Genomic DNA, 18,010 nt, shown 5'->3' on the forward strand with positions numbered 1-18,010 from the left:
CACAGCTTGCACTGATCTTCACAGATGATTACATTAAAAAATCTGCATGATTTGCTCAATCTGCGAGAGTTTTTATTCTTCAATAGTTCTGAAAGTAAGGTTTACCCTTGGAGTTGTCACTTTTGTTGTAGGTGGAAGCCTGTGAAGCCAATTATCCTGAGTGGTTCCTTTCATAATTAATAAACTTCCGTTTTCCAGGAATATTTCTACCTTTTCTTTTGTTGTTTTATGTTTGAATAAAAACTTTCTTTCTGCTCCGAAAGTCAGGGAAGCGATAGCTCCATGTTTTTTCAGATCTGTTTCACCATCGCTATGATAAGCCATTCCTTCACTTCCATCATGATATAAATTGAGCAGACAAGAATTATAGGTTTCTCCTGAAACTTCTTCGCATTTCTGTTTTAAATTCAACAGTTCAGGAGTCCAGGGTTTTGCATATTTTGTTCTGTTCGAGTAAGTATATTCAAAAGCTTTTTCTCCAAACCAGGCTACTTTTCTTTTGGTTAGAATTAATTTCCCGAAAACCACTGCCTCGTCATGCTGCCATGGAATCTGATTGAAAAGATAATCGTAATAAGTTTCTGCCTCTTCTTTTGAAAAAACTTTTCCATAGTACAGGACAGTTCCGTCATTGGGAAGGAGGCTTAAGGGATAATCTGGTGTTTCATCGAACAGGCTGAGCATTGTTTTTGGTTTTGGTAATACAAATTACGTAATGTTTTTGGAAATGGGTGGAAATTAGTAAAACCACCCCGTCAAAAATTCTTTGAATTTTTGACACCCCTCCAGAGGATGGGAATGCTTCCTTCTTCAACTGAGATATTGGTGAAAATCAAAAATTTTCAGAACTTAAGTGTACTCCTCAAGCAGTTTGTAGTCACTTAAAAATAACTTAAGTGTTCAAAAACTTTTGTGGTTAAAAATACTAAGAGTAGAGCTGTGAACTTTCCCAGCCCACAATCATCTGCTTTCTGTCACTTCCCCATCGGTAGCCACCAAGGTGTCCTGTTGACTGAATGACACGATGACAGGGGATAAGAAATGCTACAGGATTACTCCCTATAGCTGTTCCAACGGCTCTTGAAGCTTTAGGATTCCCTATTTTTTCTGCAAGGCTGCCATAAGTAGACAGTTTACCCATAGGAATGGTTAATAAGCTTTCCCAAACCTTTAACTGAAAATCGGTACCTTTTAAATGAAGTTTGATGGTATTGAGCTTCGTCCAGTCTTTATTGAATATAGACAATGCATTTTTCTGAAGTGCATCCTGTTTTCAAAAAAAGAAGCATTAGGAAATTTATGCTGTAAATTCCCTAATGCTGTTTCTTTATCATTTTCAAAAGCCATATAGCAGATTCCTTTCTCTGTGGAAGCTACCAGGATATTTCCAAATGGACTTTCTGAAAAACTATAATTAATAACAAGACTTTTTCCTCCGTTTTTATATTCTGCCGGAGACATTCCTTCTATTTTTACAAACAGATCATGTAATCTGCTTGTACTGGAAAGTCCGGTTTCATAAGCGGTATCAAAAATACTTGCCTTTTCTTCCTTCAATAAATTTTTAGCATGTTCAAGACTGATGAATTGTAAAAATTTTTTCGGACTTGTTCCTGCCCAGTCTGTGAAAATCTTCTGAAAATGGGCCGGACTCAAGTGAATATTTTCTGCAACTTCCTCCAAACTTGGCTGAAGCCTGAAATTGCTCTGGATATAATCTATCGCTTTAGCAATTCTGTTGTAATCTATTTGACTTTGTGTGGACATTTTACTATGTTTTTATATCACAAATTTCCAAAGAATACACCACAGAAAAAATCCGATTCTTGCGGAATATTAGTTGTTGTTATAAATATCGTTATAAGCAAGCATCTTGTAATATAGCTTAGCAGCAAGGAAAGCTGTTGGCTTAGCCATTGGAGAATCCATTAATTCTACAATATCAAATGCTACTACGTTACATTTTTCGAATACTTTTCTTAATAATTCCAGTGTTGGATACCATTGTAATCCACCTGGTTCAGGAGTTCCTGTAGATGGAGCAATAGAAGGGTCAAAAGCATCAAGGTCAATCGTGATATAAACGTTTCCTGAAACTTTTTCCAATACATCATTTACCCAGTTCTCGTTGTTAGCAATTTCATGAGCAAAGAACACTCTTCCTTCCGGTAAATATTGAGCTTCTTCAGCATCCATAGAACGGATTCCCACCTGCACTAAGTTATGCTTCTGGTTAGCTTCAAACACCGCACAAGCGTGGTTAGAAGTAGAACCGTGGAACTCAGGTCGTAAGTCTGTGTGAGCATCTAATTGAAGAACGGTAAGGTTTTCAAATTTTTCACCTACTGCACGGATAGAACCGATAGACACAGAGTGCTCACCACCGAATAGCGTGAATACTTTCCCTTCATTATTCAAAAGCTCTTTTGTTTTTTGGTAAACAGCTTCTGTCATTGCTTCAGGAGTAGAGTTTTCAGAAACTTCTCCAGCTAAATATACTCCCTGAAGATAAGGCTCAGTTTGTGTTTCAATGTCATAAAGTTCCATGTTTTCAGAAGCGTCTAGGAATAATTCAGGACCTTTATCAGCTCCTTTCCCCCATGTTGAAGTTCCATCATAAGGAACTGTTACCAACATTACTTTTGAATTCTCCAACGTTGCGTTTTCCTCTGGAATTCCTGCGTATGTTTTCATGCTTTATTTAAAAATTTTAATGTTGTAATTGATGGCAAAGATACGAAGAGTTTACGAGTTGGAGAGTAAGAGCTGGAAGAGTTTGTAGATGATAATTATCCGTTAATATTTGCCAGGAAGCTGGAGGCTGGAAGTTGGAAGTAATGAATGTTTAAAGAATCATTTTGAGTTCAATTTAACAAATACCTTCAATCTATTTATCATCGATATATTGAAATTTATCCTAGAATAACTTCCAGCTTCCCTCTTCAGACTTCCTGCCTTATTCAGCTTTCCTCTTTCAACTCAATTTCCTATTTTTGTGAAAAACTTAAATATGTCTTTAAAAGCTGTTCTTTTCGATATGGATGGGGTAATTGTAGACACAGAACCATTGCATAGAAAAGCCTATTTCAAAACGTTTGATGAATTGGAAATTGCAGTTTCCGAAGATTTATACACCTCCTTTACCGGAGCTTCAACCAAAAGAGTTTCTGAAACTCTGATTAAGGAATTTAATTTAAATCAGACTTACGAGTCCATTGCAGGAATCAAAAGAGCTCATTTTAAAGATTATTTTTATAATGATGATGAATTTGATTTAATTACTGGTGTAAGAAACCTTATCCAGCATTACCACGAAAACGGTATTAAACTGATTTTAGCCTCTTCTGCTACCATGACGACCATTAATATGGTATTTGAGAAATTCGAGCTGGAAAAATATTTCAGTGGAAAGATCAGTGGTGCTGATTTAAAGGAATCCAAACCTCATCCTGAAGTTTTCCTTCTGGCTGCTGAAATGGCAGGTGAACCTGTTGAAAACTGTATGGTAATTGAAGATTCTACCAATGGTATTCTGGCTGCTCACAGAGCTAAAATATTCTGTGCTGCTTACAGAAGTCCACATTCAAAAAATCAGGATTATACATTGGCTGATACTGTGGTTTCAGATTATGAAGATCTTGAACTGGATAAAATTTCAAAATATTTTTAAATAAAAAAGCTCTCAGAATCTGAGAGCTTTTTCTTTTTATGTTCTGTTTGTCATTCTGAATATGCAAAGCAGAATAAAGAATCTTAAGATGAGATTGCTTCGTCACTTCGTTCCTCGCAATGACAGGTTGAGGTTTTATTTATACCCAAGAAGTCTCAATACATCTTCCGGCTCCTGTTTTTCGCGGAAAATTTCGTACTGTAGCTCACCATTTTCATCTTTTTGGATCAAAACGTGTCTTGGCTGAGGCATCAGGCAGTGGTGTACTCCACCGTAACCTCCAATTGTTTCCTGGTAAGCTCCTGTATGGAAGAATCCGATATACAAAGGCTTTGTATCACTGAAAACCGGCAGGTAAATAGCATTGGTATGCTGCTCAGAGTTATAATAATCATCTGAATCACACGTTAATCCACCAAGGAATACTCTTTCATAAGTATCTTCCCAACGGTTTAATGGAAGCATGATAAAGTGTCTTGAAATTGCCCATGTATCAGGAAGAGTTGTCATGAAAGATGAGTCAATCATATTCCACTTTTCTCTATCGTTCTGACGTTTCTGAGAGATGATTTTATAAAGGTTCGCTCCGCTTTCTCCAACGGTAAAGCTTCCGAATTCAGTATAGATATTTGGTTCTTCTACTCCTTCTTCTTCACAGAATTTTTTAATCTGAGAAACAATTTCTTCTACCATATACTGGTAATCGTAATCGAAGTTCAAAGAAGTTTTGATTGGGAATCCACCACCAATATTCAATGAATCCACTTCAGGAGCAATTTTCTTCAAACGTGCGTATACACGAAGACATTTGTATAATTCGTTCCAGTAGTATGAAGTATCCTTGATTCCTGTATTAATGAAGAAGTGAAGCATTTTCAATCTTGCATTCGGGTGTTCAGCAATCTTTTGGCTGTAATATGGAATGATATCTTTATATCCGATTCCTAATCTTGAGGTATAAAATTCGAACTTCGGTTCTTCCTCAGAAGCAATTCTGATTCCGATGTTGAAGGTTGAATCTATGCTTTCTGTAAGTTTATCCAATTCACGGTAATTATCCAGAATCGGAGTAATGTTTTCAAAACCACTGTTAATCATATCTGAAATCTTTGTCAGATAATCATCTGTTTTGAATCCATTACAGATCACTTCGATGTTTTTATCTACTTTCTCTTTTTCATAAAGAGATTTTACAATATCCATATCATAAGCAGAAGACGTTTCTATTGAAATGTCATTCTTTAAAGCTTCTTCCAATACGAAATTGAAATGACTGGATTTTGTACAATAACAGTAGGTATAACTCTTTTTATATTCAGTTTTTTCAAAAGCTTCTTTAAACCAGCTTTTCGCTTTCTGAATATTTTGAGAAATTCTCGGCAGATAGCTAATCTTTAGCGGAGTGCCAAATTGTTCAACTACGTCCATCAGTGGAACGTCGTGAAACAACAAATTGTTCTCAGAAACATTAAATTCCTCCGTAGGAAAATATAATGTCTGATCAATAAGTTCCGAGTACTTTATTTTCATTTCTAAACAAGTGAATTAAGAAATGCAAAATTGCTAAAAAAGTTTGGTTTTTAGATGTTAAAATTATTATAATTTTAAATAATCGCCCAATATTCTCTTTTATGGGAATTTACACCTGATAATCAGTGGGTAAACTTTTGAATATATTGTACTCTTTTAGCCTCGGAAATGCCTAATACCTGCTGAATGTAGATGTCTGTGGAACCATATTTTTTATCGATCTCTCCAAAAGCTGCATCAAGGTATCTTTTTTCTACCCAACTTAATTTTTCCAGAACCTGTAAATCCATCTTTGGATACAGGAAATGTAGATTGTTTGCCAGTCTTAATCTTTTCTCTACCAAAGGTTTTCTGAAGTTGTTGGATAAAAGGTATTCGTTATAGATAGTTTCTTTATCAAACTTCAATATGGTCAGGATTAAAGCCGTAACAATTCCCGTCCTGTCTTTGCCAGCAGTACAATGATAAAGAATAGGTTTATCAGATTCCATAATCTCAGTAATGATTGTTTTTATGGTCTCCGGGTTCTCTGTAACGTATTCACGGTAGAAATCAATCATTCTTTTGTCAGCATCAGAAGCATTTACTTTTCCTTTCAGAACTAACTTTCTTGCCTGTGACAACTGATCTCCTTCATCTTCAAAGGCTGAATACTTTTTATAGGTAATCCCATTCGGAAGGTGATCCGGGCTCTGAGAAATTTCTTTTGAATTTCTTAAATCTATAATTTTCGTAATCTCCAATTCTCCCAACTGTTTAAAAGATTTCTTTTTAAGCTTATGAAGATTAGCACTTCTGTAAAACATTCCTTCTTTTAAAGTTCTTCCTTCCGTATTTTTAATGTTGCCTACTGTACGGAAATTATGAACCTTTTTAATCTTAACTTCTTTTTCCGTTTCATTTTTACCATATTCCGGAGTTTCAAAATGCTGTGTTTTACATGAAAATATACAACATAGTGAAAGGGTGATAACCGGTATTTTGATTAATGTATTCAATAGATTTTTGATTTACCACAAAAGGTACGAAAGTTTATTTTAATAACACTTTCGTTCACTGAAGTAAGTTTAAAATATTCTGTAAAAGAAAAACACTTAAGAAAAAATCAGTGATTTTCAGAATTCAGATTTACTTTTTAGACAAATAATAACCACTTAAAATGATTTAAGTGGTTATTATTTTTTTGTTTAAGATTTATTCTAAGTTTTGGCTAAAACCTTTTGAATTTGTTGTTTTTTATTTAACGGTCTAAAGCCCGTTGCTATTGATCATATTATCCTCTTTAGATTATTAATAGATCGTTGGATATTCTATCTCGTTGATCCCTACAAAGAACAAAACATCTCCTGATTCATATTCTACAGAAACCTCATCTTCAATCGCAAAATTCCGGGTTCCTATTCTTGAGGTAATACTTAAACTTCCGTTGGTCAAAGGCCAGTTCAGCCCTTTGGTTGTTATGTTATTCACTGCTGGAAAAGGATAAAGAGAAATCATTTTGTTTTTTACTCCTTTCAATTTAAAATGATTAGGAATAAAATAATATTCTGAAAACTCATCATAGAATTTAATTTTCATACGATCCTTAAAGGCATAAGCAACGGTTAGATTGCCAAGAAAATGATCCTGTTCTCCTCCACTCCCGCCAAAAACATCTACTTCTGAAAATCCTCTTTCCAAAATAATCTCCAAAGCCTTATGAAAATCTGTTTTATCCTGATCTAGCGTAAGGATGAATTTATCCTGATACATATCTTCATCTGAGCCGGAATGGGAATCAAAATCACCGGAAATAAAATCCAGTTTATCCAAAGGAAAGCCCATTCTTTTTAAATAATGAAAAGCGCCGTCTGTACAGGCTATCAAATCATAGTTTTCAGGATTGGGTAAAGATTTCGGAGCATCTCCGTTGATGAAAAGCAATACTTTATCTCTCATTCGGGTTCCAGTATTCTTCCGGTTCGTTGTTCAGTTTTGAGATGTATCTTGCCAATACAAAAAGATAATCAGATAGTCTGTTTAGATATTTAATAAGTTCCGGACGTACTTCCTCAGATTCATTTAAGAATACCAATGAACGTTCTGCTCTTCTGCAAATCGTTCTTGCAGCATGTAAAAATGTTGCAGGCTTTCCACCGCCTGGAAGGATAAAATACTGAAGAGGTTCCAGCTTTTCTTCAAAGGCATCCATCCATTGCTCCAATTCTTCAATTTCTGTTTCTGAAATAATGATCGGAAGACGTGATTTTCCATTAGCCAGCATTAGTTTGTCTACTGGTGTTGCTGCTTCTGAACCTACTGTAAATAAATCAAACTGGATTTTTTTCAGTTGTCTCAACACTTCTTCATCTTCAATATGACTTTTTGCGATTCCGATGAATGAATTCAGTTCGTCTATATTTCCGTAGCTGTCAACTCTTGCACTGGCTTTGGAAACTCTTGTTCCCCCGTATAGTGCCGTTTGGCCTTTATCTCCTGTTTTTGTATAAATTTTCATACTACTAAAATACCTTTTTTGAACAATGTAAAAAGTAAAATGTAGTAATAACTTCCTATTCTATCTGAAAAAAAATAACTGACATTAGGAATTAATGTCAGTTATTTTTTGTGTAGATGGTTTTTATACCTTTTGAGATTGCTTACTCTTTGTAAAGCATAACAAAGCAAATGCTCATACTTTATATTTTATAAATTAAAAAGTATAATTAACATTCAGCTGAAAAGTTGTTCCGTTAAATCCAAACTGATTTACTTCCCAAGGGTATTTGAATCTTCCGCCAAGATCTGTTACTACATCTCCTTTGCTGTCTATTACATCCGGATAAATATTAAACAAATTATTGACAACTCCGGAAACTTTAAGATCATTCGTGATTTTATATGTTAAAACGATGTCTGTAACTACCTTACCAGCAAATGTCTGATCTTTGGCTGGATCAGTAGCGTGCTGCCATGTAACGGAACCAAAATAAGTATTATTAAGGTTGACATTAAACTTTGAAATATCATACGAAAGACTAAGAATAGTTTTGGTTTTTGGTCTTGCAGAGATAATTCTGGATTGTTCTTTTCTATCAAAAAAGTTTTCTGAGTACCCATTTTGAGCCAAAATAGACGGAACGGCAATATTATCTACAATTTCTGTTTCATTATAGTTGAAAGCAGCAATAATTCCCAATCTTCCTTTACCAACAGCAGAATTATAATTAGCCACAAAATCTACTCCCTGAGTAACTGTATTTACAGCATTGGTGAAAAACTTCAAGGAGGTTATTTTATTATTGTCTAATATAACTTCCACAGGGTTGGTTGTATCCGGACTTCCCGGAGCTCCGGTTTTGTAACCGATATCTCCTGAGAAAAGTACCCTGTCTTTAATTTTTATTCTATAATAATCTGCTGTAATAGTCAAATTTTTGAAAGGTTTCACAGCAAATCCTCCAGTAATGTTAAAGGCTTTTTCAGCATTTAATTTCGGTACACCAAGATCTGATCTTACAATTTGAGAGTCGTTATTGAAAGTACCCTGATTGGCTACAGCATTTCCGGTAATTTTGGTTTGAACATTGGAATAATAAATTTGGTGTAATGAAGGAGCTCGGAACCCCGTAGAAACAGATCCACGGAAAACCAATTTATCATCTAACAGCTTATACCTTGCATTTCCTTTCCAGGAAACATTATTTCCAAAATCACTAAAGTTTTCATATCTCACAGTTCCGCCAACTAATAGGTTTTTCGTAACATCCCATTCAGCATTCATGTAAGCTCCGATATTCTGGCGATTTTTATTGACTTCATTCTGAGGCTGCAATCCCGGAAATGATTCTGCACCGGTTCCTATATAAGAGGCTTCCTCTCCTGCCGTTGCCTGATAGTTTTCGTTACGCACTTCAACCCCTGCTCCTAAAACAAAAGTCCCAAAATTTCGGTTGATATCTATGTTTCCTATAATATTACTAAACTGATGCCCACCTGCTTTAAAACGGGTTGGTGAATTTGCCCCCAAAGATGTATTAATGGTATTTCCTACAACGTAATTTACTGCATTAGAACCAAAGGTTGCACTTCCATCAAAACTCCATTTCCCAAACATGCCTTTCCAACCGGAGGTTAGATTATAATCATAAACATCTGTTTTAAATTCTGGTTGAAATCCATTGTAAGGTTTTCCTGCTGGAGTTAATAAACCAAAATCTGAAGTTACCCAATAAGGTGTTCTATACAAACCATAGCTTGTTCCATTCCTGTAAGTTGTCCCCCCAAAAGCGTAGAATTTGCCTGTTTCACCTGTTGGCAATTCAAAATTGACAAACATATTACCAACTTTTGTCTCCGGCTGTCCTATAGTCATTCCTAATCCAGGATTGGCTTGCGTCCAGGCATTTTCTACCCCAAAAAGTCCATCTTTTGTAGTAGATCCGGCACGGTTAGTTTTATTTTGAGAGGAAAATCCTAATGTAAGATTCAGACTTCCGGTTTTTGCTACTCTGATTCCCGTATTAAAATCCGCCCCGATATTAAATCCGTCTCCCTTTGAAGTAATCCCTGAAAAAAGATTGACCGTACTTTTTCCTACACTGTTCTTAAGAATAATATTAATTACTCCTGCAATAGCATCAGAACCGTATTGTGCAGATGCACCATCTCTCAATACTTCTACATTCTGTAAAGCAGCAGATGGAATACTTTTCAGATCCGTACCTACCTCACCTTTTCCCGGTGTATCATTGACATAAATTAAAGCACTTTGATTTTTTCTTTTCCCATTCACCAAAACTAATGTTCTGGAAGGTCCTAATCCTCTTAAATCTGCAGGATCAAAATGAGCTGTTGCATCTGAAACAGTTTGCTGTGATGAATTAAAAGAAGGTACAGCATAGGTCAAAGCTTTATCAAAGGTAACCTGCCCTGTGGATTTTAGCTGTACTGCCGAAATATTATCAATTGGAATTGCTGAAGTAATTATGGTTCTGGGTTTGGTTCTACCCGTAGTTACCACAACTTCATCTATGTTGTTTTCTTTTACAGTTTCCTGAGCATATGCTATAGTACCAGCTCCGCTTAATACTAATGCACAGATTTTTTTTTTAAAGAGTTTATTTTTCATGTCAAGTATTAATAATTAAATAAATTTATAAAAAAACTAAATACTAAACATAAAAATCAATTAAATAATAAGAATTACATCTAATAATTAACAAAACGTTACTGATTTACAAAATTAGAATAATTAATTTACAGAATATAAAATGGCTTATTAATGAAACACAGTAATAGATTTTTATTTTACATAAAAAAAAATCAATCAAATAATAAATAAATATGAATTTATTCTTTTTTGACAAGTAATTTGAATTGGAGTAAAATTGCATCAGCTATGACTTGCAATAATTGGTAAAAAAAACGGCCGGCAAAAGCCGGCCAATCCAAATTATTTATTTACCTCTACGTATTGTATGATGGTCTTGTTTTTGGGGTTGTAGATAATAGTACTACTGTGAGGAAATCTTTTCAGCTTATAATACTGAATACTTTTGTTGGTTTTAATATCTTCTAAAAAGCTGGTATCAAAGGTATTGTCAGGAAGAAATTTTGCAAGAAGACTTATTTTACTGATGATGCTTTGTCCATCAATTTTTCTTGCTGTTTTATCTGATTTTCCTTCATCAGTAGTAGCCTGTTTTTCTAAAAAAGGAAGCACTACTGCAATGTCAGCCTTATATTTAAAGATATAACCTTCGGTTCCTGTAGGAAGCTTTATTTTTTTCCCTTTTTCTTCCGAGATCATATCAGCTCCAGCGTTAGGAAAAACGGTATTAAACTTTACATCCTCAGAATTGGTCAAAGAGTTAATAGATTCGTTCACTGTATTTTTAACAGTTTCCTCTACTGCTTGTTGCGCTTTCTGCTGTACCTTTTCTGTAGTTTCCTGAACTGTCTGATCTATTTTTTCTTCAATTTTATTACATGATACTAATAAAAAAGTGGCCATTAGAGGCAAAATATACTTCTTCATAATTCTAAATAATCATTTTCTTTTTATCAATATACTTCTCTTAAACGGAAAAGTAGTCTTCAATATTTTAGCAAAGAAATAAAATATTTTTTCATCATCAAAAATCCTACTGACAAACTGTTGTCATTACCTGCTCTTACCTTTGTATCAACAATAACAAACAAAAACGATATATTATGACAACTACAGCAACTGCAACAAAACAATTCATGACTACTGAGCAATTATTAAAAGACTGGCAAGGTCACAGAAACCTGACAAGAAGAGTAATTGAAGCGTTTCCTGAAAAAGAGTTATTTGAATTTTCAATTGGTGGAATGAGACCTTTCGCTAAAATGGCAACTGAACTTCTCAATATTGGTGGTGTTGCCCTAAAAGGAATCATTGAAAACAATATGGAAGCATACAGTGAGGAAGGGATTAATCCAAAGACTAAAGAGGAAATCCTAAAAAGTTGGGATGAAGAAACTGAGACTATCAATCATTATTTCGGACAAATTACTGAAGAACGTTTCCAGGAGACTTTTAATTTATTCGGTCAATATGAATTCCCGGTATATGAAAATGTTCTTTATTTCATAGATAATGAAATTCACCACCGTGCACAGGGATATGTTTACTTAAGAGCTTTAGGTATTGAACCGCCTTTCTTCTGGGAAAGATTTTAATAAAAAAACAGCCTTATAACCCATTTCATCTATTTACCAATAAAAGTCAATCCACCTCAGCAGTTTTCTGCTGGGGTTTTTACTGGTGTCTTTCTATCATCTTGGTAAGAAGCTCATTCATTCTTGTCCTAAGACTTTCCGGTTCAAGAACAGTAGCATAATCTGCAAAAGTGATTACCCAACGAGGGAACCCGTCAGTGATCCATTCTGTTTCAAAAGTAAGTTCCATTCCTTGATCAGTTTCTACTTCTTCAACCAGCCCATAATATTTTTTAGAATTCACAAGGTGGCCCATGATTTTTTTATCTACTAAAAGTTTGGCCTTAACCTTACTCCCATGTGACTTTCTGTAGTCATTAATCTGTCCGTATTCCTGTAAAAAGGGAATCTGTGTTTTAGAGATCTTTAAAATTCTGTCTACTCTAAATTGTCTGAAATCTTTTCTCAGCGTACAGTAGGCCATAATGTACCAGAAATTAAATTCAAAGAAAATCCCAACCGCTTCAATAGTTCTACTGGTTACTCTTGAATCTACCGTTTGATATTCTATATTCAACTGTGTTTTCTCTGCAATACTTTCCAGAATAATGGGAATTACATTTTTCAGAGAATCTTCTTCTTTCTGCTGAGAATGGAAATTAAAAACATCAATCTGTTTTTCAATATTCTGAATCAAGTTTTTATCCGAATACCTCAACACTGAACGCACCTTTTCCATGGCTGTCTGATAATGATTCCCCAAACTCTGGTGAGAAAACTTCTGCATCAGTTTTTCAGCAGTAATGAAACTTAAGACTTCTTCTTTGGTGAACATCACTGGTGGAAGTTTATAGCCATCCATTAAAGAATAACCTGTTCCCGCTTCTCCAATGATTGGAATTCCTGCATTCTCCAGGGTTTTTACATCCCGGTAAATAGTTCTTACACTGACATCGAATTTTTCAGCCAGATCCTGAGCCCTTACTACAGATTTAGACTGCAGCTGGGTAAGAATGGCTGTTACGCGGTCGAGTTTTTTTAGATAGTGGTCGTTCATATTGCTTTAGCAAAGCTAAAATTCTTTTTTGAGGTACCGTTTATAAATGTAGAAGGTTTTTCATTAATTTTAATTTTCATAAAAGACATCTGTTTTATGCGCCCTACTCATTTCATTCATACTATTGAAAAAATTCTGATACCAGAAGAACCTGTAATGGAAGAGCTTTTGTCTCACCTGGAATCTAAATCGTACAGAAAGGGAGACTTTTTGTTGAAAGCAGATGAGACCTGCAAATATTTTTATTTCATTGAAAAAGGATTGGTTAAACTATTTTTTGATAATGGAGATAAAGATTTTATTATGACATTTTTTGCTGAAAATGCTTTTTTTGCTGAGCTGAGTGGCTTTCTTACAGGTAAGCCTTCAAAATATATGATTGTAGCCCTGGAACAAACTGATGTTCTTCGTGTTCATAGAGACATTATTATAGAATTATGCAAAAAGTATCATACAGCAGAAACTCTTTTCAGTAAGCTTTATTCAAAAGCACCTGTAAATATGATGGGAAGAATCAGTGAAATGCTGGAAGATGACGGAAAGAAGCGATATTACAATTTCATGAAACAGAATCCGGGGCTTATTCAACGTATCAGCCTTGGTGACCTTGCAGACTATATTGGAATCACTCAGGTTTCCTTAAGCAGGATCAGGGCACAAAAGCTTTAAAGGGAAGGAATACCGAAGGTTATTAAAGACTGAATATATATCATCTACTTGATAGTAACTTCCTGCATCCAACTCCCATCCTCCAGCTTCAAAAATCTTTCTATATATTATTTATCATTTGTAAAAAAAAACTGAAATATTCCATTCTACATTTGTCACATAATTAATCAAAAAAACAAATATTATGTCACAAAGAATCAATGCATTCGCAATCGGAAGTAAGGCTGTAAATGCGCTTCATAACATGGGATTTCAGGTACAGAATTCCTCATTGGATAATCAGTTTTTAGAACTGTTATATTTTCGGGTTTCTCAAATAAACGGCTGTGCTTTTTGTCTGGATATGCACTCCAAAGAGCTTAGGGCTAAGGGTGAAACTGAACAAAGAATATTTCTGGTAAGTGCATGGCGGGAATGTTCATTTTATACTGATAAAGAAAAAGCCGGACTACTTTGGGCTGAGAGCTTAACTGCTTTAAACGGTAAAGAAATTCCTGATGATATCTATTCTCATGTAAGTCATCATTTTTCTGAAACTGAAATAGTAGACCTTACCATGGCAGTTATTGCAATTAATAGTTACAATAGAATTAATATTGCCTTTGGAGCTAATGTAGGAAGTTATCAGGTTCCTGAAAAAGCTCACTAATCAGTACTACTATCAAGAGCTGTCCCCAATTATTTATGAATCCAGGTTCGGAATAATAAAAATTTGAGGTTTGAATATAGCGGCAGCTCTTTTTAATTTTCTTTAAGAGTATTCACCAGTTTATCGAGATTTAAGCTTCGCGCTGAGGCATCAAAAATTTCACGGTAGGTCCCTTCTTTGTTATAAAGCTCATCATGAGTTCCATTTTCTACCACTCTTCCTTTTTTCATCACATAAATCGTATCAGAATCCAGAATCTGGGATAATGAATGAGAAATAATGATAACAGTTCTTCCCTCTTTGATGGCATCCAGAGAATTTTTGATCTGTTCTGTGGCAATGGCATCCAGACTTGCTGTGGGTTCATCCAAAAATATAATGGGTGGATTTTTCAGAAACAGCCTTGCAATCGCAATTCTTTGTTGCTGTCCACCGGAAAGCTGAGTAGCATCATGCTGATATCCTGTAGGAAGATCCATAATCTGATCATGAAGATATGCTTTTTTAGCAGCGGTCTGAATTTCTTCAAAGCTGGCATTCATGTCCCCATAGCGGATATTGTCTTCTATACTTCCCTGGAAAATGTGATTTTTCTGGAGAACAAGCCCAAGATCACTTCTCAGAAATGTATTATCATATTCATCTAAATTCACATTATCCAGCAAAATCTCTCCAGAATCCGGCAGATAGAATTTACAAAGAAGGTTAATGATTGTTGATTTTCCTGCTCCACTTAGTCCTACCAATGCGGTTGTTTTGCCATTTTCAATTTTCATGGAAACATCATGTAAAGCATGAGCTCCATTAGGATAAGTAAAGTTTACATTTTTTAATTCAAAAGTTCCTTTAATCTGCTTCTCAAGGTAACTTCCGTTCGGCTCTGTTTCATTATCAGCATTGAGAATATCAAAATAGCCTTCTGCATAAATCATGGCATCATTCATATCATCATAAATCCTGTGCAATTGACGGATAGGCGCTGATACGTTGTTGAAAAGCATAATATGAAGCATAATAGCTCCAATGGTCATCTGCTGATCCAATACCAGATAAACCGTCAGAAGAATGATTAAAACTACTCCAAACTGTTCAATAAAGGTCTTTAATCCATCATAAATAAAATTGGTTCTTCTTGTGAACATCTGACTTTCCATGAGCTGCATCTGGAGGTCATACTGTTTTTTACCTTCAAATTTTTCACGGACAAAGCTTTTAATCACCATAATGGAATTCACCAGATTCAAAAGGCCTGAAGTTTTCTTTTCTCTCTGATTTCTGAGCTGCCTGCGTACTCCACTCAGTTTTTTGGCCTGCAGAGAGCTTATGTAAAAATAGATAGGAACAATGATGGTAGAAACCGCTCCCACATATACATTCTGCATGTACATAATGATGAGAGCAATGATTGCGTTGGAAAAAGAGGAAGAATATCAATAAAAAATTCTGTACAAGCTTTGTTAAGCTTTCAATTCCACGGTCAATTCTGATCTGTAATTTTCCCGATTCGTGATTTTCATCGTTGAAATACGCGACACGATAAGTCAGAATTTTGTCAATTGCAGATTGTGCAAGCACTGAGCTTACATTGATCCTGATTTTTTCTCCATAAAACTTCTGTCCGAAGTTGATAAAAATATTCAGTAATTCTTTTCCCAATAAAATAATGGAAATAATGATAAGGATATGAATTCCTTCTGTCATCGGATCCGGAAGATGGGTAAGCTTCGTGACCTCATCTACAGTATATTTAAGTACTATCGGGTTGACCTGAGCCGCCAAAGCCCCAAGAAAAGTAAGAAACAATGTTCCGTAGATCATTAATCGGTAAGGTCTGATGAAGGGAACAAGCTGTTTATAAATCCCGAATAAAGTAACTGTTCTGTTGAATGGTTTTGCCATAGGGAAATGATGTTAAGTAAAATTAGCCCTTTTTTCAAAAACAACCTATAAAAAACAGATCAAACCTATTTCTTATTGGGTATTGATCGAAATACTTAATTGTTGTATTTAAAATACAACAATTAAGTATTTTTTGTACATTTGCTTCAACATTAAAAAAAATATCAGATGAACACTAAGCAAAAAGAACTCGTAAAAGCTACAGTTCCAGTTTTAAAAAGCAACGGAACAGATCTGACAAAACATTTTTATACCAGAATGTTTAAGCATAATCCTGAATTAAAAAACATCTTCAATATGGGTAATCAGGCTAGTGGCAAACAACAAAATGCATTGGCTGGAGCTGTTCTGGCTTATGCTGAAAATATTGAAAACCCAGAGGTTCTTATCAATGCATTAAAATCTATAGGAAATAAACATGTAAGTTTGAACATCACTCCAGATCAATACGATATTGTGGGCTTACATCTGATCTCATCCATACAGGAAGTACTAGGTGAAACCGCCAATACTGAACTCATTGAAGCATGGACGCAAGCCTATAACGAGCTGGCACAAGTGATGATTTCCATTGAAAATGATCTCTACCAATCGACTTTGAAAAAAAATGGAGGCTGGAAAGGCTGGAGAGAATTCATCATTGCAGATATCGTGGAAGAAAGTACAGAAATAAAATCTTTTTATCTAAAACCAAAAGACAACAAGGTTATAGCGGAATATCTTCCCGGACAATTCATTTCTGTAAAAATGTTCATTCCTTCATTGGGACATGAGCAGCCAAGACAATATAGTTTATCGTCTGCATTCTCTCCGGATTATTATAGAATTTCTGTAAAAAAAGAACAGAATAAAGACCTTCCTGATGGTATGGTATCCAACACGCTTCACCAGAAAAATATAGGTGATGAAATATGGGTAAGTGCTCCAGCAGGTATTTTCTATGCAGATCCTCTTTCAGAAGATCCGTTAGTGTTAATTAGTGGCGGAATAGGCGCTACTCCACTATTAAGTATGTTGGAAACCAAAAAGAAAACATTACAAGACAACACGATCATCTGGCTTCATAGCTGCAGAGATGAAAAAGTACATGCATTCAAGAACCATGTTGAAGATCTCAACAGAAACAATCCATGGTTAACCACTCATATTTTTTATGAAACCATTGATCGAGACTCTGAAACAATAAAAAAGGGCAGAATTGATCTACATAAAATGAAAGAGGAAATTCTGATTGATAAGGCAAAGTATTATATTTGTGGTCCCGAAGCTTTTATAAAAGCACAATACAATTCTTTAATTGAACTTGGTATTGGCAAAGAAAATATTATTTATGAAGAATTCGGTCCTCAATTACTTCATTTAAATTAATCATCAATGAAACTGAACCACTTTACAGATTATAGTTTGCGGGTTTTAATATATCTGAATCAAAATAATAAGACAGGAACCTCTTGTTCTTTAGATGAATTATCAGAAAAAATGAACATATCCCGTAATCATCTTATCAAGGTGGTTCAGTTTCTTGCTCAAAACAATCTGGTTATTACCAAAAGAGGAAAAAGTGGGGGAATAGTTATTGCTGAGAAGGCGATTAACACTGGACTGGGCAGTCTTATAGATTTACTGGAACAGGATGACACTCCAATTATCAATTGTATTTCGAAGCCTTGTGTATTTGTTTCATATAACTGCAAATTGAAATCTTTTTTAGACACTGCTTATCAATCGTTTATCAGCAGTATGAATCAACATTATTTATCTGATCTCGCTTTTAATAACTGGGAAATCATATTCGATTCTCAAAAAACTGATGCGTAATCATTTTTACAATAATGAATTGATTTCTTTTTTTCTGAAGTGGTTTTAACAT

At 34.9% G+C, this 18,010-nt stretch carries 16 protein-coding genes and 2 pseudogenes; 6 read left to right on the forward strand and 12 right to left on the reverse strand.

Going from position 1 to position 18,010, the window contains the following annotated elements; genetic code table 11:
* Positions 1-72 precede the first annotated feature (72 nt).
* The 3 genes and pseudogenes from BOQ64_RS19685 to speB all read right to left on the reverse strand — a co-directional run bounded on the left by BOQ64_RS19685 (position 73) and on the right by speB (position 2,694).
* Complete coding sequence (locus tag BOQ64_RS19685; protein ID WP_129055086.1) at positions 73-684, reverse strand: alpha-ketoglutarate-dependent dioxygenase AlkB family protein; 612 nt, start codon at positions 682-684, stop codon at positions 73-75.
* Positions 685-925: 241 nt separating this feature from the next.
* Positions 926-1,767, reverse strand: a pseudogene (locus tag BOQ64_RS19690) (bifunctional helix-turn-helix domain-containing protein/methylated-DNA--[protein]-cysteine S-methyltransferase).
* Positions 1,768-1,836: 69 nt separating this feature from the next.
* Positions 1,837-2,694 carry an agmatinase gene (speB, locus tag BOQ64_RS19695; RefSeq protein ID WP_129055084.1) on the reverse strand — a complete coding sequence of 286 codons (858 nt, stop codon included), beginning with the start codon at positions 2,692-2,694 and terminating at the stop codon, positions 1,837-1,839.
* 316 nt (positions 2,695-3,010) lie between these two features.
* Here speB and BOQ64_RS19700 point away from each other — a divergent pair, with 316 nt between their 5' ends.
* Positions 3,011-3,670, forward strand: a complete 660-nt coding sequence (locus BOQ64_RS19700) for an HAD family hydrolase (RefSeq protein WP_129055082.1) — start codon at positions 3,011-3,013, stop codon at positions 3,668-3,670.
* Between the two features lie 135 nt (positions 3,671-3,805).
* On the opposite strand, the gene BOQ64_RS19705 is transcribed toward BOQ64_RS19700, so the two are convergent.
* The 6 genes from BOQ64_RS19705 to BOQ64_RS19730 all read right to left on the reverse strand — a co-directional run bounded on the left by BOQ64_RS19705 (position 3,806) and on the right by BOQ64_RS19730 (position 11,219).
* A complete protein-coding gene (locus BOQ64_RS19705; RefSeq protein WP_045500193.1) occupies positions 3,806-5,200 on the reverse strand; it encodes a decarboxylase in 1,395 nt (464 codons plus the stop codon).
* A gap of 122 nt (positions 5,201-5,322) precedes the next feature.
* Positions 5,323-6,198, reverse strand: a complete 876-nt coding sequence (locus BOQ64_RS19710; protein ID WP_129055081.1) for a tyrosine-protein phosphatase — start codon at positions 6,196-6,198, stop codon at positions 5,323-5,325.
* Between the two features lie 292 nt (positions 6,199-6,490).
* Positions 6,491-7,138 carry a thiamine diphosphokinase gene (locus tag BOQ64_RS19715; protein ID WP_129055079.1) on the reverse strand — a complete coding sequence of 216 codons (648 nt, stop codon included), beginning with the start codon at positions 7,136-7,138 and terminating at the stop codon, positions 6,491-6,493.
* The gene (locus BOQ64_RS19720) at positions 7,128-7,697 is read right to left on the reverse strand and encodes a cob(I)yrinic acid a,c-diamide adenosyltransferase (protein WP_129055077.1); all 570 of its coding nucleotides are present in this window, start codon (positions 7,695-7,697) and stop codon (positions 7,128-7,130) included. Before BOQ64_RS19720 ends, BOQ64_RS19715 begins: the two co-directional genes overlap by 11 nt.
* A 195-nt stretch (positions 7,698-7,892) precedes the next feature.
* Positions 7,893-10,310 (reverse strand): TonB-dependent receptor plug domain-containing protein, encoded by a 2,418-nt coding sequence (locus BOQ64_RS19725; RefSeq protein ID WP_129059801.1) that lies wholly within the window; start codon positions 10,308-10,310, stop codon positions 7,893-7,895.
* A gap of 324 nt (positions 10,311-10,634) precedes the next feature.
* Complete coding sequence (locus tag BOQ64_RS19730; protein ID WP_129059803.1) at positions 10,635-11,219, reverse strand: hypothetical protein; 585 nt, start codon at positions 11,217-11,219, stop codon at positions 10,635-10,637.
* A 176-nt stretch (positions 11,220-11,395) separates the two neighbouring features.
* Here BOQ64_RS19730 and BOQ64_RS19735 point away from each other — a divergent pair, with 176 nt between their 5' ends.
* Positions 11,396-11,887, forward strand: a complete 492-nt coding sequence (locus tag BOQ64_RS19735; RefSeq protein WP_129055070.1) for a DinB family protein — start codon at positions 11,396-11,398, stop codon at positions 11,885-11,887.
* 79 nt (positions 11,888-11,966) lie between these two features.
* Here BOQ64_RS19735 and BOQ64_RS19740 read toward each other — a convergent pair whose 3' ends face one another.
* Positions 11,967-12,923, reverse strand: a complete 957-nt coding sequence (locus tag BOQ64_RS19740) for a helix-turn-helix transcriptional regulator (protein WP_129055069.1) — start codon at positions 12,921-12,923, stop codon at positions 11,967-11,969.
* Positions 12,924-13,019: 96 nt separating this feature from the next.
* Between BOQ64_RS19740 and BOQ64_RS19745 the strand changes: the two genes are divergently transcribed.
* Together BOQ64_RS19745 and BOQ64_RS19750 are read left to right on the forward strand one after the other, a co-directional pair.
* Entirely contained in the window at positions 13,020-13,592 is a 573-nt protein-coding gene (locus tag BOQ64_RS19745; RefSeq protein WP_129055067.1) for a Crp/Fnr family transcriptional regulator, read from the forward strand.
* A 184-nt stretch (positions 13,593-13,776) separates the two neighbouring features.
* Positions 13,777-14,241: a carboxymuconolactone decarboxylase family protein gene (locus BOQ64_RS19750; protein WP_129055065.1), complete on the forward strand. Its 465-nt coding sequence runs from the start codon at positions 13,777-13,779 to the stop codon at positions 14,239-14,241.
* Between the two features lie 92 nt (positions 14,242-14,333).
* Here the strand turns inward: BOQ64_RS19750 and BOQ64_RS24225 are convergent, their stop codons facing one another.
* Positions 14,334-15,272, reverse strand: a complete 939-nt coding sequence (locus BOQ64_RS24225) for an ABC transporter ATP-binding protein (RefSeq protein ID WP_410494864.1) — start codon at positions 15,270-15,272, stop codon at positions 14,334-14,336.
* Positions 15,273-15,278: 6 nt separating this feature from the next.
* Positions 15,279-16,140, reverse strand: a pseudogene (locus BOQ64_RS24960) (ABC transporter transmembrane domain-containing protein); the annotation flags it as partial.
* Positions 16,141-16,308: 168 nt separating this feature from the next.
* On the opposite strand from BOQ64_RS24960, the gene hmpA reads away from it, so the two are divergent.
* Together hmpA and BOQ64_RS19765 are read left to right on the forward strand one after the other, a co-directional pair.
* Positions 16,309-17,508, forward strand: a complete 1,200-nt coding sequence (gene hmpA / locus BOQ64_RS19760) for an NO-inducible flavohemoprotein (protein ID WP_129059805.1) — start codon at positions 16,309-16,311, stop codon at positions 17,506-17,508.
* A 6-nt stretch (positions 17,509-17,514) separates the two neighbouring features.
* Positions 17,515-17,958: an RrF2 family transcriptional regulator gene (locus BOQ64_RS19765; protein WP_129055063.1), complete on the forward strand. Its 444-nt coding sequence runs from the start codon at positions 17,515-17,517 to the stop codon at positions 17,956-17,958.
* Positions 17,959-18,010: the final 52 nt, after the last annotated feature.

Source organism: Chryseobacterium sp. CH25 (assembly GCF_004119455.1).
Classification (GTDB): domain Bacteria; phylum Bacteroidota; class Bacteroidia; order Flavobacteriales; family Weeksellaceae; genus Chryseobacterium.